The organism is Bacillus sp. JJ1609, from assembly GCF_036967045.1.
In the GTDB taxonomy this organism is placed as follows: Bacteria; Bacillota; Bacilli; order Bacillales; family Cytobacillaceae; genus Mesobacillus.
The window spans coordinates 4980-31793 of record NZ_JBALSS010000030.1 but is presented as its reverse complement, the minus strand read 5'-3'; the positions used below and the strand labels follow the sequence as shown (position 1 = coordinate 31793).

Below are 26814 nucleotides of genomic sequence, written 5' to 3'. Positions count from 1 at the left end.
CCCCCAGAACTTGCTTATTTTGCTTCTTTCTCCATCTCTTCCAATTCTTCTTTAGTAAATAGGTATTTTTCATTGCAGAAATGGCAGTGCGCTTCCGCCTGTCCGTCTGTTTCAATCATGTCTTTGAGTTCTTCAGATCCAAGACTGATCAACGCATTATGGAAACGCTCTTTAGAGCAGTTGCACTCAAATGACACCGGCGATGTTTCAAGCACCTTAACGTTTTCTTTTCCTAATAGTTCTTCTAGCAATTCTTCAGGGGACAATCCTTTATCAATCAATTTAGAAACTGGAGGAATTTCCTTTAATCTGTTTTCGATGTACGTAATGGTCTCATCTTTTGTCCCAGGCATCAATTGAATGATAAACCCGCCAGCCGCTTTAATAGTATTGTCAGGATTAACTAGAACTCCTACACCAACGGAAGAAGGTACTTGTTCAGATGTCACGAAATAATAAGTGAAATCCTCTCCTAACTCACCCGAAACCAAAGGCACTTGCCCAGTAAAATAATCACGCATTCCAATATCTTTTACAACTGAGAGTGTACCGTCTGTGCCAACACCTCTTCTTACATCAAGCTTTCCATGCTCATTCAAATCAAAGTGGACATGTGGATTTGTTACATACCCTCTAACTTCTCCTCGTGCATTACTATCAACAAGGATCGGTCCCAGAGGTCCTCCACCTGCAATCTTAATTGTTAATTTATCATCACCCTTGAGCATTGCACCCATCATGAGACCCGCAGTCATCGTACGTCCAAGAGCCGCTGAGGCCACAGGCCATGTATAATGGCGGCGCTGTGCCTCCCCAACTGTCTCCGTGCTTTTCACTGCATATGCTCTAATTTGCCCGTCAAAAGCAAGAGCCTTTACTAAATAATCGCTCATTTTTCTACTCCCTTCATGCTGTATACTTTTAAATGTTTTTTGAGTTTTCCATATTGCGTTTATAAATAAGCTGCAGTCCCTTTAATGTTAAAAATGGATCCACAATTTCAATTACATTTGATTCCTGGGCAATCAGGTTCGCCAGGCCACCCGTAGCGACTACTTTAGGCGGGACTGCACTTTTGTCTTTCATCCGTTTAACTATTCCCTCTACCTGACCAACATATCCATAGAGAATGCCTGCTTGCATCGCTGAAACTGTGTTTTTGCCGATGACATCCTCAGGTCTGCTGATTTCAATTCGCGGCAGCTTTGCGGCTCTCGAATATAGCGCCTCTGTAGAAATGCCGATACCAGGAGCAATCGCACCGCCCATATATTGATTATGTTCATTGATGTAACAGTAAGTTGTCGCTGTGCCGAAATCAACAATAATCAGCGGGCTTCCATATTCATGGATGGCTGCAACAGCATTGACAATCCGGTCAGCTCCCACTTCACGCGGGTTTTCATATTTTATGTCGAGACCTGTTTTAATGCCAGGGCCGACAACTAAAGGCTTGATATGGAAGTACTTTTGGCACATTCTCTCAAGCGAGAACATGATTGGCGGAACAACTGAAGAAATGATAATCCCATCTATATCTGAAAAAGAAAGCTGAACATGGTCGAAAAGATTTTTGACGATCATGCCAAATTCATCTTCGGTTCTGTGGCGGTTCGTCTCTATTCTCCAATGGTGTTTTAACTCTTCCTGATCATATACACCTAACACGATATTTGTATTTCCGACATCAAAAACAAAAATCAAGCTATTCACCAACTTATTAATAGTTTATCTGAATCCATACTGAAAATATCATAACATAATCAACAAAAAACAACTAAATAAAGTAAACTTACCTTTTTAATCAAGGCTGTTTTCGTAATTATTGTTACTATTAGAGTAGTGTTGACTTCCACTCCAGGATGCTCGCTTTCCGCGGGGCGGGCGGTGAGCCTCCTCGGCGCTTCGCTTCTGCGGGGTCTCACCTGTCCCGCTGCTCCCGCATGAGTCTCACACCTTCCGTTCCAGTCAACTTCTTCGTCAACGATTTGTTTGAAAATCTATTTTAATAACAACAATCTTTTAGATTGCACAATAAGATATAAGAATAACTAGTGTTATCTAGTCTATTAAATCTGATCTATTGGTGAATCACTTATTTTCAGGCTGCGTTTAAATAAAAAAACAGGCACTCCGTAAAGAGCACCTGTTTCAGGAAAGCTATTCTTTTCGTTCTTCGTCGATGGCCTTTGGATCTTCGATGACTGAGTCAATGTTCTTGTCTGTCTCTTCGATTGCAGGCATTTCATCTTTTTTCGTGTTGATTGTCACTTTCATATCGTCCTTTGCAATGCTGACATTGCGGTCAGGAAGACGTCCGTGATCAACCAAGTTCTTGATTTGGTCTGCATCCAGAGTTTCAATCTCTAACAATGTGTTCGCAATCAAATCGAGTTTGTCGCGATGCTCTGTAAGAAGGTTTTTCGCTCTTTCATAACATCCTTTAATGATGCTCTGAATCTCAAGGTCGATTTCGTATGCAATCGCATCAGAATAGTTTTGATCATTATTCAAGTCACGGCCAAGGAAAACCTGACCCTGTGCCTGACCAAACTGCATTGGTCCAAGCTTATCGCTCATACCAAATTCAGTCACCATTTTTCTTGCGATGCCCGTTGCACGCTGGAAGTCATTGTGTGCACCAGTGCTGACTTCACCAAAGACGATTTCTTCAGCAACACGTCCACCAAGTAATCCAGTGATTTTATCCATAAGCTCAGGCTTTGTCATGAAGTAACGGTCTTCTTTAGGAAGCATGACAGCGTAGCCGCCCGCCTGTCCTCGAGGAACAATCGTTACCTTATGGACCATTTCAGCTTCATCAAGGACAACCCCGATGACTGTGTGGCCAGCTTCATGGAAGGCAACAATATTTCTTTCTTTTTTGGAAATGACACGGCTCTTCTTAGCAGGACCTGCGATGACACGGTCAGTCGCTTCGTCAAGATCAAGCATGTCGATTTTCTTTTTGTTTCTGCGGGCTGCAACAAGTGCAGCTTCATTTAATAAGTTTTCAAGGTCCGCTCCAGAGAAACCAGGAGTTCTTGCAGCAATACTCTTAAGGTTTACTGACTCATCAAGCGGCTTGTTTCTTGCATGGACCTTCAGGACAGCTTCACGGCCGGTTACATCCGGGCGGTCAACTGTAATCTGGCGGTCAAAACGTCCTGGACGCAGTAACGCCGGATCCAGAATGTCAGGGCGGTTCGTAGCGGCGACAATGATGATTCCTTCATTTGCACCGAAACCGTCCATTTCAACAAGAAGCTGGTTAAGCGTCTGTTCGCGCTCATCGTGCCCTCCGCCAAGACCAGCGCCACGCTGGCGGCCTACAGCATCGATTTCATCTATGAATATGATACATGGAGCATTCTTTTTAGCTGTTTCAAATAAATCACGTACACGTGATGCACCGACACCGACGAACATTTCAACAAAGTCGGAACCACTGATGGAGAAGAATGGTACTCCTGCTTCCCCTGCAACAGCACGTGCAAGCAATGTCTTACCTGTACCCGGAGGTCCGACCAAAAGAACACCTTTTGGTATGCGCGCTCCAAGTTCAGCGAATTTACGAGGGTCTTTCAGGAACTCAACAACCTCGACAAGCTCTTGTTTCTCTTCATCTGCGCCCGCAACATCTTTAAAGCGGACTTTCTTCTTCTCTTCATTGTAAAGTTTGGCTTTGCTTTTTCCAAAGTTCATCACTCGGCTTCCGCCACCCTGTGCCTGGTTCAATAAGAAGAAGAACAGGATAAAAATGATGATGAAAGGAATAATCGATGTAAAGAATGTTACCCATCCACTTGTTTCCTTGGCTGGCATAATTTCCACATCTGCGTCAGCAGCTGCTTGCTCAATGCGGTTTAGGGTTTCCGGATTGTTCCATACATACGTGATGAAACCTTGACCTTCTTTTTGGCCCTTTAGCTGGCCTTTTACCTCATACACACCTCGTTCAGGCTGTAATGATAGGTCACCTTCAACATTACCTGCTTCAAGCTGCTGCATGAATTTATCGTAAGTGATTTGTTCAGTTGGTTCGTTGTTTCCATTAAAGAAACTTACTACCCCAATAATGACTAAAAATATCAATAAATAAAAGATGGTATTACGGAAGATCCGATTCATCCCTTACCTCCTCCCACGGTAGACAAACTATATTAAATAGTATCATAGTAAATATTGCTAATACAAGAAATTGACATTCAGAATATTTGGTTGTTTCAAAAACATCTTTTTCTCAGCAAGCCTTCTAACCGTTTATTTTGTATAGACTTCCGGCTTTAATACTCCGATGTATGGCAGGTTGCGGTATTTCTCAGCATAATCAAGGCCATATCCGACTACAAACTCATCAGGTACGATGAATCCAACATAATCTGCCTGAATATCAGCTTTTCTTCCTGTTGGTTTATCTAAAAGAGTGACAATCTTGATTGTCTTCGCCTTGCGGTATCGGAAAAGTTCAACTAGGTAACTTAGCGTCAAACCACTGTCGATGATGTCTTCGATAATAAGGATGTCTCTTCCTTCAACTGATGTATCCAAATCCTTTAGGATTTTAACCTCACCAGATGATACAGTTGAGTTGCCATAGCTTGATACGTCCATGAAATCCATTTCAAGATACGCATCGATTCGCTTCAGCAAATCACCCATAAAAGGCATTGCCCCTTTAAGGACGCCGATTGCCAGCGGGAAGCGGTCTTTATATTCCTCAGTTAACTGAGCCGCCAGCTGTTTCGTTTGTTCCTGAATTTCTTCTTCTGTAAAAAGTACTTTTTCAATATCATTTTTCATGATTATTGTGCCCCCTGGAAGATATCATTGCTTTATATAAGTTAATAGTAATAACGTGTTTCCTTTTCCACTTGCTTCATGGCTGGATTTTTTCAGGCCCGGAAGCCAAAGAATCCTGCCTTCGCGATCTGTCACAACCGGCCATTCATCTCTTTGAGCCAAAGGAATTTTCAAATCGATAAAAATATCCTTTACCTTCTTTGAACCCGACATCCCTTTCAATGTCATCCGGTCGCCATTTTGCCTGTTTCGAATGATCAACGGAAAGCCGGATTGCTCCATGTCAATGATAAAACAATTCATGGAAGCATCTATGCCCGTAACATCATTCAGCAATTTGGCCTCGATCCTATCACCACTCGGCAATATCACATTATCTGTTTCAAATAATTCGAAACAAAAATTATGCCTCTCAGGTGGATTCAAATGAAAGTGGCAATTTCCATACGATCGTATGATTCTTAAACCGCTGGGGAAATCTAGTGTTCCTGATGGATGGGGATTACGAATTATTGAAAAAATTTTTTCAATATGTATAGCGGAAAGAGAAGCAGGTCGATCTTTGTAGAGATAATTTAATATTAGTTTAATCCCTCTTCTTTGTAAAGGCATTGGCATTTGCTCAAATAAACTAATATTAATTGTTATTCCACTGTCCTCTTTCTTCATTACTTTATTCAATTTTTCCTTTGTTAATTCAACAAGATAATCTTCATCCATCTGCAATTCTTCACTAAAACGCTGAAAGTGCTCGTGTACAGCCGGATTTTCTTCCTTTAAAAATGGCAAAACACTTTTTCTGAAACGGTTCCTGCTGTAATATTCCTTTGCGTTGCTCGGATCGATTCTCGGCTCCAGATCATTCATCGTACAATACTCTTCAAGCTCCTCTTTTGTTAAACAGAGAAAAGGACGGAAAATCTGCACTCTGCCAAATTCACGCGAAAATGGAATTCCAGCCCGGGCTTTTCCGGAACTGCCCCGTGTCAGTCTCATCAGCACTGTTTCAACCTGGTCATCTCCATGGTGTCCCAATGCAAGATATTGTAGATGATGCTTTTCCATCACTTCCTCGAAAAATCGATAGCGGCATTCGCGGGCTGCCTGCTGGGAGCTCATTCCGGTCTTCTGCATAAATGCAGGAACATCCACCCTTTTCATTTCAAAGGAAATTCCGTGTTCCTCACAAAAGTCCTTTACAAATAGGGCATCCTGATAGGATTCATCCCCGCGGAACATATGGTCAACATGGACCGCAACAATTTTTAAAGAACATTTTACGCGCTGCGTCCACAAATAATGAAGCAGAGCGAGTGAGTCAGGCCCACCGGAAATCCCTACAGCAATCGCTTTATTATGCAGCTGAAAATTATGCCTTTCCAGAAAAGCATTAACCTTTGATTCAATCATTTCAGTACTTCCTTACAGGTATCGCCGGTTTATGTCTATACCCATGCCGGCAACCCATTAATCTTCTAATTGACTTTTTCAGCTTAACACTTTTACACCTTTATTATCAAAAACTAAAGCGCATAGAAAGGAAACTATTCCTTATCTACGAACAGAACTGCGAAAGGTTTCAAAAAATCTATGTAATCTGGCTATAAATATAAATAAAATACAGGACAGAAATAATGATGATAATTGTCAGTGTTTCTAATGCTGAAGATTTCTTCTTTTTCTTGTTATAGCCTTTCCGTGTTTGCTGAACTACTGTTGCGTTCACAGGAGGAACATTAGTGTTCAAATGCTGACTTTTTTGCGTACTTGTTTTTGTCTGGGGGTGACCCTGGTTTGTTGCAGATGTCTTTTGCTGATAACGACTGCTTCTGGAATCAGCTTTCGGCTGCCTGAGTTTTAAAATCTCTTCTCTCATCTGCCTTGCTGATTGGTATTTGCCCGTCAATGCGTTAGCTATTACATTTTCATACAACTTCAGGTTAGGGCTTTGCTTTACCTTACCTATGATTTCGTTCAATCCACCAGTTGTTTTGTTAAACCTTTTCGGGTAAGCGGTATTGACCATGATCATCCCTACGGCGAAAAGGTCATAGCCCGGATCCGCCTTCCGGCTTCCTAATCCCCAGTACCCTCTATCGAAAAATTCGGTGAACTCTTTGATAGAACGCCCTTGCAATGTGGTTCCTCCCACATCGATACAGCGAATTCTTGCTGGCGGTCCAGTAACGATCAAATTATCTGGCTTCAAGTCTCCAAACACCCAGCCATTTTCATGCAAGATCTGCAGGTCCGCCAACAGCTGCAGGATCATTACTTCTTTCCAGTCAGGTCCCTTCTGCTGCAGGAATGTAAGGAAATCAGGCCCCTTGATAAACTCCATGATATAGAAGCTGACCAGCTTCCCAGGCCGCTCCCAATCATCTACATCCAGCAAAGAAGGCCCGAGGGCAGATCCCTGGACCTTGGCAAAAGATTTTAACACATTGACCTCTGATGTTATCGACATTCCGTTGTCACTCATTTTCAGTGCTACTTGTGTATTGTTGTGCCTTGCAAGATAGACAATCCCATTCGCTCCAAAACCAAGTTCCTTTATTATGGTATATCGATTGTGATGCCATTTTCCCTGGATGATCGTTCCGGGAATGACTTTACACAGATTCTTCAAAGAAGGATTCATCATCACGGGACAGAAGGCTCCTTAAAGATCGTTTTTGATTGAAGTATGAAAGTGCTTCACGAAGGGCTGGTCCTGTAGGTGTTATTCCCCCAGTAGTCAGCTTGGCAAATATGCTGGTCAGCGATTCTAGCTTGGGAGTCCAATCCAGCAATTTTTCGACATCATTTCTTTTCCCGGGAAATACAAATACGGAAAAACGATTGTCTCCAGATCTTGCATTAAGACTTAAACTCAAGTCCAGCAAAGCCTCTTTTACTGTCGGCAGCTTGTGCTTCATGCTCGCGCTCGTATCGACAAGAATCAACACTTCCAGCTCGACAGTCTCTCCTAACTCATCAACAACCTCCATGACTTCTCCACGTTTTTCAGGCGGCAGGTCTTCGACCGTTCTTCCCCCGCCTAATATTTGCTGAAGTTCCTTGTTCACGACTCCTTGAAGGGTCTGTGTCATCGCTTTTCTTGTCACCATCTGCACAGTCTGTGAAAGTTGTTGCGCGTATACGATTTGGCTGACTCCACCTCCGGAAAGCGCAATTCCTTCTATTTCTTTCATGCCCTGGTCATCTATAACATCCTGCTCCATTACACCAATCACGTTAACGGTAATCCCCTGTTCCTTTGCCAGAGCAGACATCGCGATTGGATCTTCCCCCTGGTTTGAACAACCATCAGTTATGAGCAATATTTGCCTGATTGTACCTGTCTTCATGATAATCCCCTCTCATAGATAAATTTGTTACCATTGTCGACGAAGCGAGAAGGAAATATACATAAAAGAGAGGGTTAATACTCAAAATAACCGTTATGCCCTTTTTTGATAATTCGACATCGGAATCGATGCCCATTTAGGAATATTGTGATCGATTTTTGCTACAACTACCGTCATGTCGTCCTCAATCGAGCCTTCGCGGGACCGAATTACTTCCTCCATGATCAGATCAGCGATTGCCTGCGGGTCATCCGTCTGGAGTTCATTTATTTTCCGTTTCATCCAAAGATCATAATTCTCGACATGCTTTGGACCTTCAAAAACGCCATCGCTCATCATAATCAACAAATCCCCAGCCTTCAGCTGCTCACCGACTACGTCCACCTCAAACTCCTGCAGGATGCCCATTGGCAGATTGCTGGCCTGGACTTTCATGATTTTACCGCCTCGCTTTATGAAGCTTGGTGTTGAGCCTATTTTTAAAAACCGTGCCGATGCATTTTGTAAATCGACCATCACAAGGTCAAGAGTAGAAAAAATTTCATCTGTCGTTCTAAGTGCTAAAATCGAATTTACTGATTTTATTGCCACCTTCTCCTCAATTCCGGATTGAAGGATTTGCTGGAGCAAAAGCAACGTGTCTCTGCTCTCAGAATGCGCTCTTTCACCATTGCCCATTCCATCACTGATCGCGATGGCATATTTTCCGCCGCTAAGTTCTATAGTCGAATAACTGTCACCAGATACGAGGTCGCCATCCTTTGCTGCATGCGCCACACCTGTTAAAACGGTATAAGCTTTAGCTGAGCGGAATGTCACATGGCAAAAACCGTTTGGAAAAGTCGAGCACTCTTCTGAATTGACTACGATATTTTCCTTAAGGATATCGGACAGCATCGGCGCAATCAGTTTTTCGCATTCTCCATGCCCCTGGCAATACGGTATGGTCATGTCGATATCGACATTCCCCTGTTCAAGGCTGTAGATTTCAACATGCTCGATATGGATGCCAAATTCCTGAAGTGCTTCAAGAATTTGCTCCTCCTGTTTGGAATGATTTTCACGCTCACGCTGGATTTCCTTTGCGAAATCACCCATTACCTCTGATACTCCTAACAATTGGTCAGCCACCAGACGCCTGCTCTCCTGCACCTGCTTCTTAAGCTTCCTGTTTGCCTGGTAATAGGTCAGCTGCTGCTGCATGATTTCCATTACCTTTTTCGAACGCGTACAGTGCTTGTCCCATTCACGAGAAAGTTTTTGCGGGACAGCTCCTTGATTTTGATCCATTTCCTGCATAATTTCACTCATATAGTCATAGGTTGTATTAAAGTTCCTTGTCCAGCAATGGTCTTTCTTAAAGCAGGTCTGGCATGTTTTTTCCGTGACATTGCTTAAGAAATAATCCATATCGCGGTCTGTCTCAGTCGTTTCATCCTGTACCTGCAGGTTTGAGAAGCTTTTAGAAAGTGCTTCAAATACATTCGAAAACTGCACGACCCGCTGCGCTGTCACATCTCTCATCTTTCTCATGTATTGTTGCTGCTCTGCTGAGTACTCCGGAGTGCCCGGGATGTATTTTGCTATTTTGGAAGTTAGTGATTGGGGAGTTAGTAAAAACAATAGGACGGCCGCAGCTGATTCCATCACTGTTTTGCTAAGAGCACCGCCACCTTCGCCATACATGCCAATCAGCAGTGTGGCTATAAATAATCCCAAAGCCACACCAGGTTTTTTCCCTTCTTTTAACAGACCGCCTAGCAATCCTGAGAAAGCTAACAGGCTCATATGGTAAAAACTCGAAACGTTTGCAAGGCTGAAAATTAATCCGGTCACTACTCCTACCGTAGATCCAACCGTTGCCCCGGCAACAAATGAGAAGATCAGGACCAAATAGCGGGACATAACGTGTTCTACTGACAAATCATAAACCGTCCAGCCAATCGTTCCCGTCATAACTGAGGCCAGCATAATGATCAAACAAACGATTTCTTCTGTTTTTAATGATTGTTTCCGTTTGCTGATTGTCATTAAAGGAATGCTTTGCAGGAAGATGAAAGTCAATACAAGACTCAAGCCTGCTTCGACTCCAGCCATCATCCCTTCATAAATAGTAATATGTCCGGACAAAATAAGAGCTTTTAACATTTTGCCTATCAAAATAGTAGAAAATATATATAAAGGCAAAACCTTCAAATCGTTCTTGATCCATTTTTTCGTCAATCGGTAAATCAGCAAAAATAAGAATACCGAACTAAAAGTAAAAACCGCATCACCGAGTGATAATGTCGCCGCACCGGCCACAAGACCAAACAACGCGATTGGCGCACGGTCCTTCCGGATTAAATAAACGGCCGCAAAAAATGGAAGGCTAAAAGGGGTTAACTGTGCAAGTATCAAGGCTCTGCCAAGCAAAAATCCAAGTAATAAAAATATATAGCCTTTTTTCAGAAAAAGGTTTTCGATTTTGGATTGCAGCTTCGCCATGCCTTTCGCAAACCTGAATCGTGATTCCTCGAGATGAACTTCACTGATCGGTTCCATCATGTTCCTTTCTACCTTTTGCATTCAATACACTCCCCGTTTTTATATCGTTGCAGATTATTATAAAAGGGAGCAAAACAGAAGTTTGTCAAAAACAAGGACAAGCATCAAAGTTTCGTTCGACGCATTTCACCGTAAACAATGCATTTCCTCGAATAAACTCGTTATCTTCCTACCAACGGTCTACTATGACCATACACACAAGCACATTGCCCTAATATTTTCCTGATAAGAATTTCTGCTTTTCTTTTAAAAATCCATTGACACTATTTTAATATCTATGTATTATATTTCTTGTGCCTCAAAACACAATACCATGGCGGTGTAGCTCAGCTGGCTAGAGCGTACGGTTCATACCCGTAAGGTCGGGGGTTCGATCCCCTCCGCCGCTACCAATTTTTTTTATTATATGGCCCCTTGGTCAAGCGGTTAAGACACCGCCCTTTCACGGCGGTAACACGGGTTCGAATCCCGTAGGGGTCATCTAACATAAAAAACTCGTTCCTTTTATAAGGAGCGAGTTTTTTGTATTAACCGAGCATGTTGATGAGCATATTCTTTCGACGTGAATCAGTTACTATAAAATCAGCCTGCCAGAGTACCGTATCTCTAAAATCAAAGTAAGATATTCCGAAAAAATTTATTTTATTCCGGATTCCTCATCAGATATTCCGGAATTTTATAATTTATTCCGAAAAACACCCAGTTTATTCCGGAGTTTTTCATTATATTCCGAATAGCAATAATGCAACGCTGAAAAATAAAAAAGACAAGCCCCGAAAGACTTGTCTTGATATAGCAATTACCTGCTATTTATATATGTTCACTTAGCAGCAAGTTAACCTCTTCTAGCTCCTCTTCCACCGCGCTTAGATTCAGTTGCACGTTTCAGAGTAGACAGACGGTCTTCACTGTCCTTCAAAAATTTCGCCATTTTTGTTTCGAAATTTTCAGGACGGGCGTTCCGATTGTCGTTTGGTCTTCCACCACGCGGACGTTGTGTGTACGGCCTTGATTCAGATCTTTCTGGTCTTGCAGGTCTTTCAGGTCTTTCTGGCCTGTCTACTGCCTTCTTAATAGATAAACCAATTTTGCCGTCTTTTTCAACATTGATGACTTTCACTTCAACCTGGTCGCCCACTTTGAGGTGGTCATTGATGTCCTTGACATAATTGTCAGCAACCTCACTGATATGGACGAGTCCAGTTGAGCCGCCTGGCAGTTCCACAAACGCCCCGAAATTTGTAATACCTGTTACTTTACCCTGTAGCTTGCTGCCTACTTCGATTGACATAAAAAAGTTTTGCCTCCTTAAAGATATAAAAAATCAAACTTACTATATATTATACAGAATATAAAAAAAGAGTGTCAATAAGGCGAATCTTGGGAGTCCTTTTTATCTTTAGGAAGGTTGAAGATAATTTCATTTTTTTCCGATAAGAAATATTCTTTGCGAGCCAGCTTAGCTATGTATTCATCGTCATTAAGCTTTACTATTTCTTCATCAAGAATCTCTTGCTTCTTTTCCAGGCTTGCCAATTTCTGCTCAAGCTTTTCTTTGTCTGCCTTCTTATTTTCAAGTGAGGCAGACTGTGAAATGAAAGTCGAGATCATTAAATAAGAAATAACTGATGCGAAAAGGGCAAAGACCGCGAGGCGCCTGAATAGCAGCTTTCGCTTCCTGCTTTCCGCAATCCCTGCTATTTCACGCTGCTGCACATACTGGTTTTCAATCTTAGATATATTCCGTTTCCTGATGACACTCATTCCCCGCAGTCCCCCTTACATTTATTTTTTAATTTTCTTCAACCATTTTATCGGCAATAAAGAGTAATTCTTTACTAGGAGTAGAAATCCTGCCAATTTATTATATAACTTCTCGACGCTTTTTTTAATCTTTTTCGGCAAAAGTTTCCAAAAAAGTAAGAAAAGTAGCTGAATCGGCTTCCAAAGGAGTTTCAACACCCATAATAAAATGGCAAGAAGCCATTTTACAAGAGCATAAAGGCCTCTTCCCGAAAGGATCAGCAGCGATAAAACGGTGGCGGCCAGAAACTGCAGAGGCCGTATGATCAACAATCTGATTGCCTTCACAAAAAACACATAAACACTGATTGTGATTGAGATAGCCCGTTCTAGCACCTTCAGATAGATCTTTTTAAACAGGCTCTGGTACGCTGCAAATCCACATAATAGAGCAAGAAAAATATAAAAGCGCAATTCTCCCATATTCACGGAAAATAAAATATAAAAAATGGACAAGCCCTGGAATAGCCAAAAAAGAATGTCATTGATAAATACGATCCATGACTTACGCTTTGACCTTTTTAAAAAACGGTTATGCGTATCAAGTGAAGCTCCGAATAAGCTGCCCATCCCAATCATGGCGAGCATCGTCAAAAATTGGGTAGACAGCGTCATCGGAATAACTTGCTAAAGAAGCCTTTAGCTTTCTCCCCATGCTGGTCATCCAGATAGACCAGGTCAAAGATTTTTCCTTTGATCGAAACAATTCCCTTGTCGACATCCAGGTTCTTCATCTGGAGGTTCTGGCCTTTAATCGCCAAGAATCCCATTACAGTTTCTAATAAAAACTCTTCATTATCGAAGCTTTCTACTTGCTTTACTCCTGTAATCTCCAGTGTCCGCCTGCCTCTCATGACTAAATCATGGTCTGGTAAATTGCTTTTTGTCTGGTTCGTTTCATAATATTGGCTCATCATTACCCCTCACAATCGCATAATGCACTTTTGTACATGTTTATGATTTAGAGAGAGATAATAGAACAAGCCTTCAGGGGATTGCCGATTTACTCTTCGTCGTCACCCGGAATTCTTTCTTCGCCCAGCATCGTGTACATCTCAGCGGCTTCATCCTTGCGGGATGTTTCCTGGATGCGGTCGATCCTTACAGAAACGACCTTTTGTCCAAAGCGGATTGCCAGCTCATCGCCCGCTTTTACATTCGTGCTGGCCTTGGCAGGGACACCATTAACGGAAATCCTTCCCTGATCAGATACTTCCTTCGCCAATGTTCTTCTTTTAATCAATCTTGACACTTTTAAAAATTTATCCAACCTCATAGTATCTAAACCCCTTTTTTGTTATTGGTTCAATTTACCTTTACAAACCTTGTTTCTTTGCTTCATTCCAAAAGGAATCAAGTTCTTCAAGAGAATAGCTGTCTACTGACTTTCCGTTTTCTGCGGTTCTTTGCTCGATATAGGCAAATCTGCGCATGAACTTTTGGTTCGCCTTGAATAGAGCCTCTTCTGGATTCATGTCATAATGCCTCGCAAAATTGACAAGCGCGAACAGCAGGTCTCCGTACTCCAGCTGGATATCCTCCTGCTGACCCTTTTTCGTGATTTCCGCTGACAGCTCATCGATTTCTTCTTTCACCTTATCAAGGATTGGCGCAGCTGTTTTCCAGTCAAAGCCTACCTTGGCTGCTTCCTTCTGCAGTTCATAGGCTTTCAGCAGATTTGGCAGACCTTTTCCTGCACCCTCAAGCAGTGATTTTACAGCACCGCCCTTTTCCTGTTCCTTAATCTCCTGCCAATTTTTCATGACTTCCTCTTCATTTTCAGCCGTTTTGTCGCCAAAAACGTGAGGATGCCTGCGAACCATTTTGGCAGATACCCCCTCAATTACATCATCGATGGTGAAGTAGCCTTCATCTTCGCCGATCTGGGCATGAAGCATGACCTGCAGCAGCACATCACCGAGCTCTTCGATCATATGGTCAATATCATCGTTATCAATTGCCTCGATCAATTCATAGGCCTCTTCAATCAAATATTTTTTAAGAGACTGATGGGTCTGCTTCTTATCCCATGGACAGCCGTTCGGCCCCCTCAATATTGATATAATTCCACGGAGCTTTGAAAAATCCTTGTATAAAATCTGTTCCTCGTCTACAGGTGGTAGATAAACAGAGGTTAAATTGCTCAATTCCATTTCCCTGTCCAATTCATATAATGGAACTTTCCTGATCACTTCGTCCTTGCTTCCTGCAGCTGTAACAATATAAACTTCATATTCATCCGGCAATTTTTCCATCAGGGTTAGCTTGACCTCTGATGCTACAAAAGAATCATAGACCTGTCCAATGATCGTATGGCTTTTCAGCAGCAGTGATTCCTTTGACAGCTCTGTACCGTCAAGCAGCTGGAATCCTTCAATCGGATCAATTGCCAGCGCCTGGAACATGGCATCAAGGAAGCTCTGTCCGCCGCCAATCTCGATTTCAGTATTTCTTTCCGGCCCTCTCTCTAGTAAAAGCTGAACAGTCCGCTCTGCAATCAGGGGATGTCCCGGCACAGCATAGGTCACTGGCTCTTTTTTCGCTTCAGCAAGCAAAGTTTCGGTAATTTCCTCATACACATCTGCAAACTGGTCGTGTTTCTCGTAGATTGAATCAAAAGATTGAAATTGCAATCCTTCCTGCTCAAGCTCCTCTACTACCGGGTGTTCCTTTGTCCGCAAAAAGAGATTTTTCTCCTGCTTTAATCTTTTATATACTCCAAGGGGGAGCTGATCTAAGTCACCAGCGCCAAGCCCTATAATGGAAATCTTATTTGTCATTTCTGCTGCCTCCTGTCTTATTTAAAAATAGCTGAACAAGCCTGCTGCCAAACGGCAAGGTCAATAATTCCTCTTCATTTAAAGCCTTCGTTTTGATTAAAACAATTAAATAGACAATGGCACCAAACGCCACTGCGCTCAATGCCTGTATAATGGCAGCGAGCCTGTCAGGTTCAACATAGCGATAAAGAAAATCGGTTATTTGCAAATAAAAATAGAGAAAAATACTCATAACAGCTGAGGAAAAAAGAATTTTCGCCATAAATCTAAGAGACAAAACCGGCTTCCCCAATTCAACCCTCAACCGGGCCACAAGAACAACCAAAATAATCAGCATGGCCAATAAAGTAGCGTACGCTGCTCCCATCGCACCTTCTCTTGGAATAAAAATAAGGTTCAAGCCGTATTTCAAACCAAAGCCAGCCAGAATGACGAATGCTGGGAATATTGTTTTATTAAGCCCTTGAAGAATACTAGTGATTGTTAAAATCACTGATCCTAACAGAATCATTAAACTCAGCGCTCCAAGGACATTTGAGCCATCGGCATTCTCAAAGAGCATGATGTTTGCAGGAACGATGATGCTGTATAAACCTGCAGCCGCACCCGCACCGAAGAGCAGGCTGGTCTGGAGAGCCAGCCTTATTTTCTGCAGGATCACATCTGTACGATTTCTTGATTTTTCGCCTGAAATCGCCGGAACAAGACTCAAGGACATAGAGGTTGCCACAACCGTTCCAAGCTGGATCAAGGGCTGTCCCCTGTCAAAGATTCCTTTTGCCGATTTCGCCTCGTCACCTGCCAAACCCGTTTCCAATAGAGCTGTATACATATTCAGTGAATCTGCAAGCTGGAACAATATTAACAGCATGCCACTAATGCTGATGGCAAAACCCTGTACAACCAGAGCTTTTACAACCCATGCCGCATCCGCAAAAAGTGTCTTTGCCTTATAGTGTCTAAATGGATTAACCGTTCTATTTTTTAGATAGAAGTAGCTTAGAACAGCAACTGAGATCAAACCCCCGGTAACCGAGCCGAATACTGCACCAGCTCCGGCAAAATATAAGGAGTATCCCTGCTGTATGAATAACGCGGATAGAATCAGGATCGTTGCAACACGAATCAATTGTTCAGACACTTGAGAAACAGCGGTTGGCACCATATTGCCCTTGCCCTGGAAATAACCCCGGTATACGGATGTAATCGGGAAAATCAGGAATGGGACTGATACAACCTTAAACAACAGACTGAGCTCAGAATCACCGATTTTTTCAGCAATCCAGTCAGAACCAAAGTAAAAAATTGAAAACAGCAGCAGTCCTACAAGTCCTAAGAATAATAACGATATCGCCAGCATCCTGTCAGCCCGGCCGCTATTCCCTCTTGCCTGCTGCTCGGTATACAGCTTGGAAATGACAACCGGAAAACCATATGTAGATAAAACCATGACAATCCCATAAAAAGGATAGACTTGCTGATAAATATAAAAACCTATATCCCCAACGATATTTTGGAATGGGACACGGTATATCGCGCTTAATATCTTTGTAACCAGGGCCGCCAAAGTCAAAATCATGGCTCCCTTAACCAAATCTTTTGAATCCGTAACGGGCTTCATCGCCCATCTCCTTCCAATTCCAGTTTCACCAAGTATTATATCATAAGGTTTTTAGGACTCTATATAGCCTATATCAACCGAGTCATGGAGTAACCTCTCCCTATGCCAAGCGCGCGCAACATGAAAAGGGGCAGCCTCGGCAGCTGCCCTTTTATGAATGATAAAATTTCGGTTAAACATGATTTTTCAGAATCAAGATTATGACTCCATCTGTCTCGCAAGGAAGCCAGCAGCTGTCTCAACTGCTTTTTGCTCAACATCTCCTAATGAGCCTTCTTTAGCGAAAATGATAACGGCTCCGATAGGATCACCGTTTGCAATGATTGGTCCAATTGTATAGGACGAAACAGGTTCTTCAATGCCCTCAACAAGCGAAATGTTTGCTTGCTGGTTTACTAAAGTGGAATTGCGGTCTTCCATCGTCTTTTCGACAAGTTCACTGATGCTTTTATTCAAGTAGTCCTTCTTAGAACCTCCGGCTAATGCAATATACGTATCGCGATCGCAGATTAGTATCGGATTGCCTAAGCTGTCATATAGCGCTTCTGCATATTCCTTTGCAAAATCGCTTAACTCGCTGATTGGAGAATATTTCTTTAAAATGACTTCACCATCGCGGTCCACGAAAATTTCAAGTGGATCTCCTTCACGAATACGCAGCGTTCTTCTTATTTCTTTGGGAATGACGACACGACCTAAATCATCGATTCGACGAACAATACCAGTTGCTTTCATCCAACGTTGCCTCACTTTCATCTGATGATTATTTTGTTTGGTAATGACAATTTAAACCTTTATTAATCATCCTTACCAAGTTTGAACTTAGTATCTTTCATATGGAAAGTTCTATACACTTCTAAAAATATTTTCTCTGAAGTGATAAAGATGCCAAAAACGGATAAACCTTCCAGCTGTTTAAAGCGTACAAACAAAAATTACCCTTGTCTCACTTTTTTGAAACACTTTCCAGTTTTACATTTTCGTTACAAAGTATTTCCAAGTGATTACGATACCGAATTTTCTTGTTCTTTTTGGGAGTCGTGCAATCCCTTCACCATTTCAAAAGTAATATCAAACCAGCGATCGTTTTTGATGACTTTCGTATGGATGACCATCTTAAGCTTTTTGCCTTCCATTCCGAGCCCTACAGCATTCCGGTATTGGCTGCTGACTTTAAAGACTTTCTGTCCATCAATCCTGCTGCTTCCTTCTTCTGATAAAAGTATATTTACATCCTGCTTAACTTGTTTTATCGATTCTACACCGGCAGTAATTGCATACACCTTTAATTCGGCAACCTTGAACAAAGCTTCTACCTCTCCAGGGTAATCGCCATACCGGTCAATGATTTCTTCTTTTAATTCTTCAATATCCTTCAGAGTATCGATTCCGCGAAAACGTTTATACATTTCGATTTTTTGATGGCCATCAGAAATGTAGCTGTCAGGGATATAGGCATCCAGCTCAAGATCGATCTCGATGGAAGGCCTGCGGACTTGCTCCTTCTCCGGTTTACGTTCTTCAATTGCTTCCTTAAGCATTTGCGAATACAAATCGAAACCGACTGAGTCGATAAAGCCATGCTGCTGAGCTCCAAGCAGATTTCCCGCTCCTCGAATCGATAAGTCTCGCATCGCGATTTTGAATCCTGACCCTAGTTCAGTGAACTCTTTAATCGCCTGAAGGCGTTTTTCGGCAACTTCGGTTAGCACCTTGTCTTTTCGGTAGGTAAAATAGGCGTAGGCAACCCTGTTGGAACGTCCAACCCTTCCTCTAAGCTGATAAAGCTGCGATAAGCCCATTTTATCTGCATCATAGACAAGCAGCGTATTCACGTTAGGAATATCAACGCCCGTTTCGATGATCGTCGTGCTCACCAGCACATCAAATTCACCTTCCAGGAATCCAAGCATGACGGATTCAAGCTCATTTTCCGACATTCTTCCGTGCGCAAAGGTAACGCGCGCATCGGGCACAAGCATGGAAATTTCTTCAGCTTTCCGCTCAATGTCCTCAACCCGGTTATAAAGGAAATATACTTGTCCGTCCCTCGCAAGTTCACGTTCTATCGCTTCGCGTACAAGTCCTCCATTGTATTCCATCACATACGTCTGGACAGGGAATCGATTTTCAGGCGGTGTCTCGATGACGGATAAATCCCTGACCCCTAGCATGGACATATGCAGCGTCCTTGGAATTGGTGTCGCAGTCAATGTCAGTACATCTACATTTGTTTTAAGCTGCTTGATTTTTTCTTTATGAGTTACCCCAAAGCGCTGCTCTTCATCGATAATCAAAAGACCAAGATCTCTGTAAGTGATTTCCTTTGATAACAAACGGTGCGTTCCGACAACAATATCGACGCTTCCTGCTTTGAGTCCCTTTATGGTTTCAGTCTGCTGCTTCCTTGACCTGAACCTGCTCAGCAAACCGATGTTAATCGGGAAGTCCTGAAACCTCTCTCTTAGCGTTTCATAATGCTGCTGTGCCAGGATCGTTGTTGGTACAAGGAGGGCTACCTGCTTGCCATCGGCAATTGCCTTGAAGGCCGCTCTGATCGCGACTTCTGTTTTACCGTATCCAACATCACCGCATAGCAGGCGGTCCATCGGCCGTTCACGCTCCATATCAAGCTTGATTTCATGGATGGAACGGATTTGATCCTCTGTCTCCTGATATGGGAAGGAAGATTCGAAATCACGCTGCATTTCACCGTCTGGAGAGAACGCATGGCCAACGCTCGACTCTCGCTCCGCGTATAGCTTGATGAGATCGTCTGCAATATCCTGGACTGAGGACTGAACCTTGCTCTTGACCCGTTTCCAGTCGCTTCCGCCCAGTTTGTAGATCTTCGGCTCTTTCCCTTCAGATCCTACATATTTCTGTACAAGATCAATTTGCTCGACAGGCACATATAATTTATCTGTTCCATGGTAGCGGATATGGAGATAATCCTTATGCACCCCATTGATGACGAGCGTTTCAATACCCAAATACTTCCCGATTCCATGATTCACATGGACAACATAATCGCCAACCTTCAATTCAGAGTAGCTTTTAATCCGCTCTGCATTCGAAAGCTTTTGCCGCCTTGGAGCTTTTTTGGTCTTTTTATTAAAAAGCTCCTCTTCAGTAATCAAAGCGATCTTCTGGATTGGGAACTCAAAGCCTGTATTCAGGCTGCCCTGGATAATCTGGACTTTCCCCGGCAGTATATCCTGCTTGCTGCTAGCCCTTACTGCATCTATTTCATAATCCTCGAGCACCCGCTCAAGCTTTTTGACTCTCTCTTCATCCGGGCCAAGAAAGATCACCGCATAATTCCCTTTCCGCCAGCGATCAATTTCACCCTTCAGTACATGCATTTGCCCGTGGAAGCTTTGCATCGGTTTGCACGAGATGTTAATGATATTTTGCGGGCTTGTGTTTGGAACATGCCTTAAAAACAAGGATAAATAAACAATCGGATTCGCCGATTTACTCAGCAGTTCAGGAAGATGGTGTGAAATCTTAAGATCATGGATGATCTGTCCTTCTCCAAGAAGGCTCGTATACCATTCCGCTTCCTCCTTGTTCAGCGATTCATTCATTTCCTGGACCCTGCTTATTTCATCAACAAACAGAAAGCCGCCTGATGGCAAGTAATCTATTAAACTTTGAGGCTTTTCATAAGCGACCGATAAGTACTTGAATACTTGATCTGGCTTCTGCCCATTTCTTAGCTGCTCAAGTTCGTAGCCGATGTTCTGTGCCATAAGTGTCTTTGCTTTATCATCCTTCAGCTTTTTCAGACTGTTTGAAAGCCCAGCTTCAAGACCTGTGACTAGTCGGTCCAGCTGTTCATTTTCCAGTGGGATTTCTGTCGCCGGTCCAATTAAAACCGATTTCATTTTTTCCTTTGAACGCTGATCCTCGAGTGAAAACGTCCGGATTGAATCAACCTCCGCATCAAACAGCTCAATCCTGATTGGGTCAGTGGAAGTCAGCGGGTAAATATCAATGATTCCACCCCTGACACTGAACTCACCCGGAGCTGATACCATTCCTGCTCTTGTGTAGCCCATGCTTACAAACCGATTGAGTACATCACCAAGGTCGATTTCTTCCCCGAGTTTAAATGTCATCTGGAACTTTGCCCATAATTGTTTTGGCGGCAATACTTTTCTTAAGCCCGCCATTGGAACGATGACCATACCTGATTTCTTTTTGCTCCAATGATTCAAAGCCTCTATCCGCTGTGCTTTCAGCTCCGGGCTGGAAATACTGATTTCCGCGGCAATCAATTCATTTGCCGGATAAAGATAGACTTCGTCTTCCCCTACTAAATTAACAAGATCATCATATAATTTTTGTGCCTGTAATAGATTATGCGTCACAACCAGGACGGGGCGTTTTGTCTGTTCGTATATTGCCGCTAAAAAGACCGTCCTTGCCGAACCGGACAGTCCGGCGACAAGCTGTTCCCTCAGCCCCGCGTCCATACCGGAAATAACCGATTGGACATCATCCTGATGACTAAATAGAGCTTTCAGCCCCTGCATCCAAACCTCTCCCTCTCTTTTAAAAATATTCATTATCGTTCTGCTCAATTAGTAGTTTTCCATTGCCTGATATATAAACAGAAAAATGCTTTGGATGAGAAATCCAAAGCTTGTCAGTGAATTAAATAGTCATGTTGATGAAGGTCTGGATTTCGGTCCAAAGCTTCCTGACAGTCTTCACAGATCGATTTTATATGGATGTCGCCATTGCCTGCGTAAGAAACCATCTCCTGCCGTTCTTCATCGGTAAGCTTGTGCAAGCCAAGGCTTTCGCTATGGACAGACATCCTGTCCAGCGAGCCGATATTCGTGCCGCAATGACGGCATTGATAATGTATAGCCATGCCCGTCCCTCCCAAATTAAGTCATTATCATTATTGACCCTTTGCGAGGAACTTATGCACTTAGCCTATTGTATGTTTCTTTTTTAAAATTATGGCTCTGTTAACCTTAACTGTTGATTTCCGCTCCAGGCACTCGCTTTCCGCGGGGAAGAATTATGAAAAAGCTCAAGTGCCAACTTTTTCAAAGACCGAATTCTTCCTAGGGCGTCAGGTGAGCCTCCTCGTCGCATTGCTCCTGCGGGGTCTCACCTTGGCCGCTAATCCCGCAGGATTCGAGTGCCCTCCGCTCCAATCAACAGGTTCTAGAAATAAGCATTGAGCTTTAACACAACCAAAATTATATTACTAAATGGATTGTTATGCATAATTGTTATTCACTATTCAGCTTGAATTCCTACTAAAAACCTAGCGATTAAAGGTATTCATCACTTCTAAAAACGGCTTTTTCATCCATTCTTCACATGCATCGGACGATTTCATCACGGCTTCTTGCATGTGATCCTGCTCTTCACTGGTAAAACGGCCGAGCACCCAATCTGTCACCGCCATACCGTTCTGAGGGCGGCTGATGCCCACTCTGATGCGGTTGAATTCCTGCGTTCCTGTATGGGCAATTGTCGACTTAATTCCATTATGACCGCCCGCGCTGCCTTTTTGCCTTAAGCGAATCCTGCCTGTTGGCATATCAAGATCATCATAAATCACGACGAAATCGTCAATATCTATGTCATAAAAATCCATGACAGCTCTGATGGATTCCCCAGAAAGATTCATATAAGTAAGGGGCTTCAAGAGGATTACCTTTTCACCGCCAACAAAACCCTTTCCATAAATCCCTTTGTGCTTTGCCTGATCTAATGGAATGTTCCACCTTTTCGAAAGCTCATCGATCACTTCAAACCCTATATTATGCCTTGTTTTATCATATTGTTTCCCTGGATTCCCTAAACCCACAAACAATTTCATTGTTGTTTCACACCCCTTATCAGCAAAGCGTAACCGCCTAAAAAGAGAACGTAAATTAAGCACGCCCCATCCTCCTCCAGATACTCTTTGGTTAGACGACTTTGTTTTAACAACCGTAAAAGACGTAACCTCTTCAGGCTACGTCCATTACCTACTGTACTATTATTCGCTAGCTTCTGTTTCTCTTCCTTCTTCATTTTCAGGTTGTCCTGGCTCTTGTTCTTCTCCAGAATTAATTTCTTCTTCCTGTTTCGGAGGAAGGATGGAAACTAGTACTGTGCTTTCATCATCGTTTATTTCATAATTTCCTGTTTTGATATCGGCAAGTGTCAGGTTCTCACCTACCTGAAGATTGGTCACATCGACATCTATGGATGGAGGAATGCTTCCAGGAGTCGAAGTAATGTTCACTTCATGCACAGGCTGCTGCATGACGCCGCCATCCTTCACACCTGCAGCTTCCCCGACAAGATTGATTCGAACACTCGCATTTACCTTAGAGCTCTTGTCCACTGCGAGGAAATCAGCATGGAGGACCTCATTTTTGATATGGTCTTGCTGGTAATCCGTCAGCATGACATCCTGCTGGCTGCCGCCAACATCAAGTGAAATTACGCCATTTTTCCCATTTTCCCTGATCGTCTTAAGAAATTCAATGCTGTTTATATAAATCGATTTGCTTTCTGAATTCCTTCCATACACGACTGCCGGAATGTTGCCCTCCTGGCGTAAACGTCTTAGATTAGAACCTTGAGAACCTGTGCGTTCAGTTGCTTTCAATACTGCACCCATGGTTTTGTCCCCTTCCTATTCAATAAGTTTTGTCTATATAAAAAATGCCCCAAAATAGGAAGGTCTAAACGTTTAACTTTCGTTTAACTTTCGTTTACCATAAGCTTACCAGCAAAAACAGGATTAGGCTTGCCCTGGGGCAAGCCTGTTTAGTCCTTATAAAATTAATCAAACAGCGTGCTTACTGATTGCTCTTCATGGACGCGAATAATCGCCTCTCCAATCAGTGGAGCAACAGATAACTCATAGATTTTTTCAATGCGCTTTTCTTCTGGAAGAGCGATTGTATTTGTCACAACCAGTTCTTTTATCTTGGAGTTTTGGATTCGTTCAATCGCAGGTCCTGATAATACAGGGTGTGTACAGCATGCATAAACTTCCTGAGCGCCATTTTCCACTAATGCATTGGCTGCCAGTGTAATTGTTCCTGCTGTATCAATGATATCGTCAATCAGGATTGCTACCTTACCCTCGATATTACCAACGATGTTCATAACTTCTGCAACATTCGGCTTAGGACGGCGCTTATCGATAATTGCGATTGGCGCTTTCAGTCTTTCCGCCATTTTTCTTGCACGTGTTACACCGCCATGGTCAGGAGAGACAATTACGATGTCACCATTCAATTCCTTGCTCTTGAAGTGGTCTGCAAGGATAGGCACACCCATTAAATGGTCAATCGGAATATCGAAGAACCCTTGAATTTGGGGTGCGTGAAGATCCAACGTAATGACGCGTGTAGCGCCTGCTGTTTCAAGCAGGTTTGCCACAAGCTTAGCAGTGATTGGTTCACGTGCACGTGCTTTACGGTCCTGGCGCGCATAGCCATAGTAAGGCATAACGATATTGATTGTTTTAGCAGAAGCCCGCTTCAATGCATCAATCATGATCAGCAATTCCATGATGTTTTCATTTACAGGTGAACTTGTAGACTGGATGACATATACATCACAGCCACGGATACTTTCTTCGATGTTAATCTGGATTTCTCCATCGCTGAATTGGGAAACGGAGCATTTTCCTAATTCTACTCCAATTACCTTAGCAATTTCCTCGGCAAGCTCAACATTTGAATTAAGTGAAAAAACCTTTAAATTTGGGTCTAGATACTGGTTTGACATTGTGGACCTCCAAGACTTATTTCTTTACGTTCATTTTCCCTACATAATCTTCTTTGTTGACTTGACGCGCACGTGCGAGTGCAAGTGCTTCACCTGGAACATCCTCGGTGATTGTTGACCCGGCTGCCACATAAGCGCCTTTTCCAATCGTAACTGGTGCAACAAGATTCGAATTGCAGCCAATGAAGACGCCGTCTTCGATCTTCGTCAAGAATTTGTTCTTGCCGTCATAGTTAACCGTAATCGATCCGCAGCCGATGTTCACATCCGCGCCAACCTCAGCATCGCCAATATAGCTTAGGTGTGAAGCCTTGCTTCCACGGCCGAATACCGCTTTTTTAATCTCAACAAAATTTCCGATTTTCACTTCATCATGTATATCGGAATCTGGCCTGATATGGGCAAATGGCCCAATGTTGACCTCTGAACCAATTTTACTGTTGAAAGCCGCTGACTGACGAATAACTGTATTGTTTCCAATTTCACAGTCGCTAATTTCACTATTTGGTCCAAGCTGGCATTCAGATCCGACCACTGTTTTACCAGATATCGTTGTCCCAGGATAAATGACAGTGTCCCGGCCAATTTCCACATCTGGTCCGATATACGTGTTATCAGGATCAATGAATGAAACACCGTTGCGCATATGGAACTCATTGATACGCTTTTTCATTGTGCGCTCCGCTTCTGCCAGTGCAACACGATCGTTGACACCCAGCGTTTCAGCAAAGCTATCCGTAACATAAGCAGAAACAATCTCGCCTTGGTTCTTCAAAATTTCGATTACATCTGGAAGATAGTATTCTCCCTGGACATTATCATTTGATACCTTATGGATGGTCTCGAACAATAACTTGTTATCGAAGCAATAAGTACCTGTGTTGATTTCATCGATGCTTCTTTCCTGCTCAGTCGCATCCTTATGCTCAACTATTTTTTCAACAAAACCATCGCCATTTCTGACAATGCGGCCATATCCAGTTGGATCTTCCGCCCTCGCTGTCAGAATGGTTGCTTTCGCATTTGTCTCTTCGTGATGTTTGAAAAGAGCTTCCATCGTTTCAGCTTTGATCAGTGGTGTATCGCCGCATACAACGATTGTAACGCCTTCTTTATCCGCAAGCATTGCTTCCGACTGCAGGACAGCATGGGCTGTTCCAAGCTGTTCAGCTTGAAGTGCGTACTGGCTGTCATCGCCAAGCTGTTCTTTCACTTTTTCAGCACCGTGTCCGACAATCGTCACGATTTCGTTTATATTAAGACTTTTCACTTGGTCAATAACATGCTGAACCATCGGCTTGCCGCATACAGGGTGAAGTACCTTATATAACTTGGACTTCATTCGCGTACCCTGACCGGCCGCTAAAATGATTGCATAACGATTAGACATTAGCAGGCCTCCAATTTTACCTTTTTATCCATTACGAATATATCTTAAATAGCCGGGCATTTCAAGAATAGAAGAGCAAGTACAATTATTTGTCATTTATACGGTGGGTCGTTTTTTTGAAAAAATGTTTAATTCTGCTGAAAAATGGGTTTATGGAGGAGCAAATGAGGGGAAATAAAAAAGAGCCCTACTTATGCAGCAGGCTCTTGGTGTCTTGCGTTATATTTCTAGGAAGCTCCAGCTTCTTCGAATTCAACTTCTACTTCACCTAAACGGTGGTATTCTGCCAATACAGCTTCCTGAATCTTTCCGCGTGTGCCCGAATTGATCGGATGCGCGATATCACGGAACTCGCCATCAGGAGTACGTTTACTTGGCATTGCAACAAATAGGCCGTTGTTTCCATCAATCACCCTGATATCATGGACAACAAACTCGTTGTCAAGCGTGATGGAAGCGATTGCTCTCATCCGTCCATCTGTATTAACGCGGCGTAATCTTACGTCAGTTACTTCCATTCTGTTCACCACCTTTACAAATAGATAAAATTCTAGTTAAATAATTCCACAGCGAATTCAAAACTCCTTCTTTATTCAGAAAATTTTTTTAAAAAATCGGTCAAATCCATGAACATTTTCTTATTGAAAGCCCTATCACTCTCTTTTTTTGAGTGAAAATAGGCTTTTTTGGCTATTGACCTTTTATTTTCAGCTCTGTTAACAAGGCTGTTGATTTTAGTTCCAGGCGCTTCGCTTT

General features: G+C 42.8%; 23 protein-coding genes and 2 tRNA genes. 2 read left to right on the top strand and 23 right to left on the bottom strand.

Annotated elements, in window-relative coordinates:
- Positions 1-14 precede the first annotated feature (14 nt).
- The 8 genes from hslO to spoIIE all read right to left on the bottom strand — a co-directional run bounded on the left by hslO (position 15) and on the right by spoIIE (position 10721).
- Positions 15-893 carry an Hsp33 family molecular chaperone HslO gene (gene hslO / locus V7654_RS20205; RefSeq protein ID WP_335432613.1) on the bottom strand — a complete coding sequence of 293 codons (879 nt, stop codon included), beginning with the start codon at positions 891-893 and terminating at the stop codon, positions 15-17.
- Between the two features lie 28 nt (positions 894-921).
- On the bottom strand, positions 922-1704 hold the full coding sequence (locus V7654_RS20200) for a type III pantothenate kinase (RefSeq protein ID WP_335432612.1): 783 nt from the start codon (positions 1702-1704) through the stop codon (positions 922-924).
- A gap of 456 nt (positions 1705-2160) precedes the next feature.
- Positions 2161-4131 (bottom strand): ATP-dependent zinc metalloprotease FtsH, encoded by a 1971-nt coding sequence (gene ftsH, locus V7654_RS20195; RefSeq protein ID WP_335432610.1) that lies wholly within the window; start codon positions 4129-4131, stop codon positions 2161-2163.
- A 132-nt stretch (positions 4132-4263) separates the two neighbouring features.
- Positions 4264-4806: a hypoxanthine phosphoribosyltransferase gene (hpt, locus tag V7654_RS20190; protein ID WP_335432634.1), complete on the bottom strand. Its 543-nt coding sequence runs from the start codon at positions 4804-4806 to the stop codon at positions 4264-4266.
- Between the two features lie 21 nt (positions 4807-4827).
- Positions 4828-6213, bottom strand: a complete 1386-nt coding sequence (gene tilS, locus V7654_RS20185; RefSeq protein ID WP_335432608.1) for a tRNA lysidine(34) synthetase TilS — start codon at positions 6211-6213, stop codon at positions 4828-4830.
- 178 nt (positions 6214-6391) lie between these two features.
- Positions 6392-7447 (bottom strand): protein kinase domain-containing protein, encoded by a 1056-nt coding sequence (locus V7654_RS20180; RefSeq protein ID WP_335432607.1) that lies wholly within the window; start codon positions 7445-7447, stop codon positions 6392-6394.
- Positions 7416-8153, bottom strand: a complete 738-nt coding sequence (locus V7654_RS20175) for a vWA domain-containing protein (RefSeq protein WP_335432606.1) — start codon at positions 8151-8153, stop codon at positions 7416-7418. The genes V7654_RS20180 and V7654_RS20175 overlap by 32 nt, the downstream gene beginning before the upstream one ends.
- A 93-nt stretch (positions 8154-8246) precedes the next feature.
- Entirely contained in the window at positions 8247-10721 is a 2475-nt protein-coding gene (gene spoIIE / locus V7654_RS20170) for a stage II sporulation protein E (RefSeq protein WP_335432605.1), read from the bottom strand.
- Positions 10722-11015: 294 nt separating this feature from the next.
- On the opposite strand from spoIIE, the gene V7654_RS20165 reads away from it, so the two are divergent.
- Together V7654_RS20165 and V7654_RS20160 are read left to right on the top strand one after the other, a co-directional pair.
- A tRNA-Met gene (locus V7654_RS20165) sits at positions 11016-11092 on the top strand.
- A gap of 16 nt (positions 11093-11108) precedes the next feature.
- Positions 11109-11180: transfer RNA gene (locus V7654_RS20160), tRNA-Glu, on the top strand.
- 355 nt (positions 11181-11535) lie between these two features.
- On the opposite strand, the gene V7654_RS20155 is transcribed toward V7654_RS20160, so the two are convergent.
- From V7654_RS20155 to spoVG, 15 genes are all read right to left on the bottom strand, one after another.
- Positions 11536-11991, bottom strand: coding sequence for a S1 domain-containing RNA-binding protein (locus V7654_RS20155; protein ID WP_207503229.1), 456 nt, complete (start codon positions 11989-11991; stop codon positions 11536-11538).
- 74 nt (positions 11992-12065) lie between these two features.
- A complete protein-coding gene (locus tag V7654_RS20150) occupies positions 12066-12464 on the bottom strand; it encodes an FtsB family cell division protein (protein WP_335432604.1) in 399 nt (132 codons plus the stop codon).
- Positions 12465-12485: 21 nt separating this feature from the next.
- Positions 12486-13118 (bottom strand): spore cortex biosynthesis protein YabQ, encoded by a 633-nt coding sequence (gene yabQ, locus V7654_RS20145; protein ID WP_335432603.1) that lies wholly within the window; start codon positions 13116-13118, stop codon positions 12486-12488.
- Positions 13115-13417, bottom strand: coding sequence for a sporulation protein YabP (yabP, locus tag V7654_RS20140; RefSeq protein WP_214710346.1), 303 nt, complete (start codon positions 13415-13417; stop codon positions 13115-13117). The genes yabQ and yabP overlap by 4 nt, the downstream gene beginning before the upstream one ends.
- Before the next feature lie 89 nt (positions 13418-13506).
- Positions 13507-13779 (bottom strand): RNA-binding S4 domain-containing protein, encoded by a 273-nt coding sequence (locus V7654_RS20135; protein WP_207503233.1) that lies wholly within the window; start codon positions 13777-13779, stop codon positions 13507-13509.
- Between the two features lie 40 nt (positions 13780-13819).
- Positions 13820-15283 carry a nucleoside triphosphate pyrophosphohydrolase gene (gene mazG / locus V7654_RS20130; RefSeq protein WP_335432602.1) on the bottom strand — a complete coding sequence of 488 codons (1464 nt, stop codon included), beginning with the start codon at positions 15281-15283 and terminating at the stop codon, positions 13820-13822.
- Positions 15273-16904, bottom strand: coding sequence for a putative polysaccharide biosynthesis protein (locus V7654_RS20125; RefSeq protein WP_335432601.1), 1632 nt, complete (start codon positions 16902-16904; stop codon positions 15273-15275). The genes mazG and V7654_RS20125 overlap by 11 nt, the downstream gene beginning before the upstream one ends.
- Before the next feature lie 198 nt (positions 16905-17102).
- Complete coding sequence (spoVT, locus tag V7654_RS20120) at positions 17103-17639, bottom strand: stage V sporulation protein T (protein ID WP_335432600.1); 537 nt, start codon at positions 17637-17639, stop codon at positions 17103-17105.
- Positions 17640-17908: 269 nt separating this feature from the next.
- Entirely contained in the window at positions 17909-21445 is a 3537-nt protein-coding gene (gene mfd, locus V7654_RS20115; RefSeq protein WP_335432599.1) for a transcription-repair coupling factor, read from the bottom strand.
- A gap of 113 nt (positions 21446-21558) precedes the next feature.
- Positions 21559-21789, bottom strand: coding sequence for an anti-sigma-F factor Fin family protein (locus V7654_RS20110; protein WP_335432598.1), 231 nt, complete (start codon positions 21787-21789; stop codon positions 21559-21561).
- Between the two features lie 405 nt (positions 21790-22194).
- On the bottom strand, positions 22195-22755 hold the full coding sequence (gene pth / locus V7654_RS20105; RefSeq protein WP_335432597.1) for an aminoacyl-tRNA hydrolase: 561 nt from the start codon (positions 22753-22755) through the stop codon (positions 22195-22197).
- A 162-nt stretch (positions 22756-22917) separates the two neighbouring features.
- A complete protein-coding gene (locus V7654_RS20100) occupies positions 22918-23547 on the bottom strand; it encodes a 50S ribosomal protein L25/general stress protein Ctc (RefSeq protein WP_335432596.1) in 630 nt (209 codons plus the stop codon).
- Between the two features lie 164 nt (positions 23548-23711).
- On the bottom strand, positions 23712-24668 hold the full coding sequence (locus V7654_RS20095) for a ribose-phosphate diphosphokinase (protein ID WP_335432594.1): 957 nt from the start codon (positions 24666-24668) through the stop codon (positions 23712-23714).
- 16 nt (positions 24669-24684) lie between these two features.
- The gene (gene glmU, locus V7654_RS20090) at positions 24685-26058 is read right to left on the bottom strand and encodes a bifunctional UDP-N-acetylglucosamine diphosphorylase/glucosamine-1-phosphate N-acetyltransferase GlmU (protein ID WP_335432592.1); all 1374 of its coding nucleotides are present in this window, start codon (positions 26056-26058) and stop codon (positions 24685-24687) included.
- A 227-nt stretch (positions 26059-26285) separates the two neighbouring features.
- Positions 26286-26576, bottom strand: a complete 291-nt coding sequence (gene spoVG / locus V7654_RS20085; RefSeq protein WP_071393072.1) for a septation regulator SpoVG — start codon at positions 26574-26576, stop codon at positions 26286-26288.
- Positions 26577-26814: the final 238 nt, after the last annotated feature.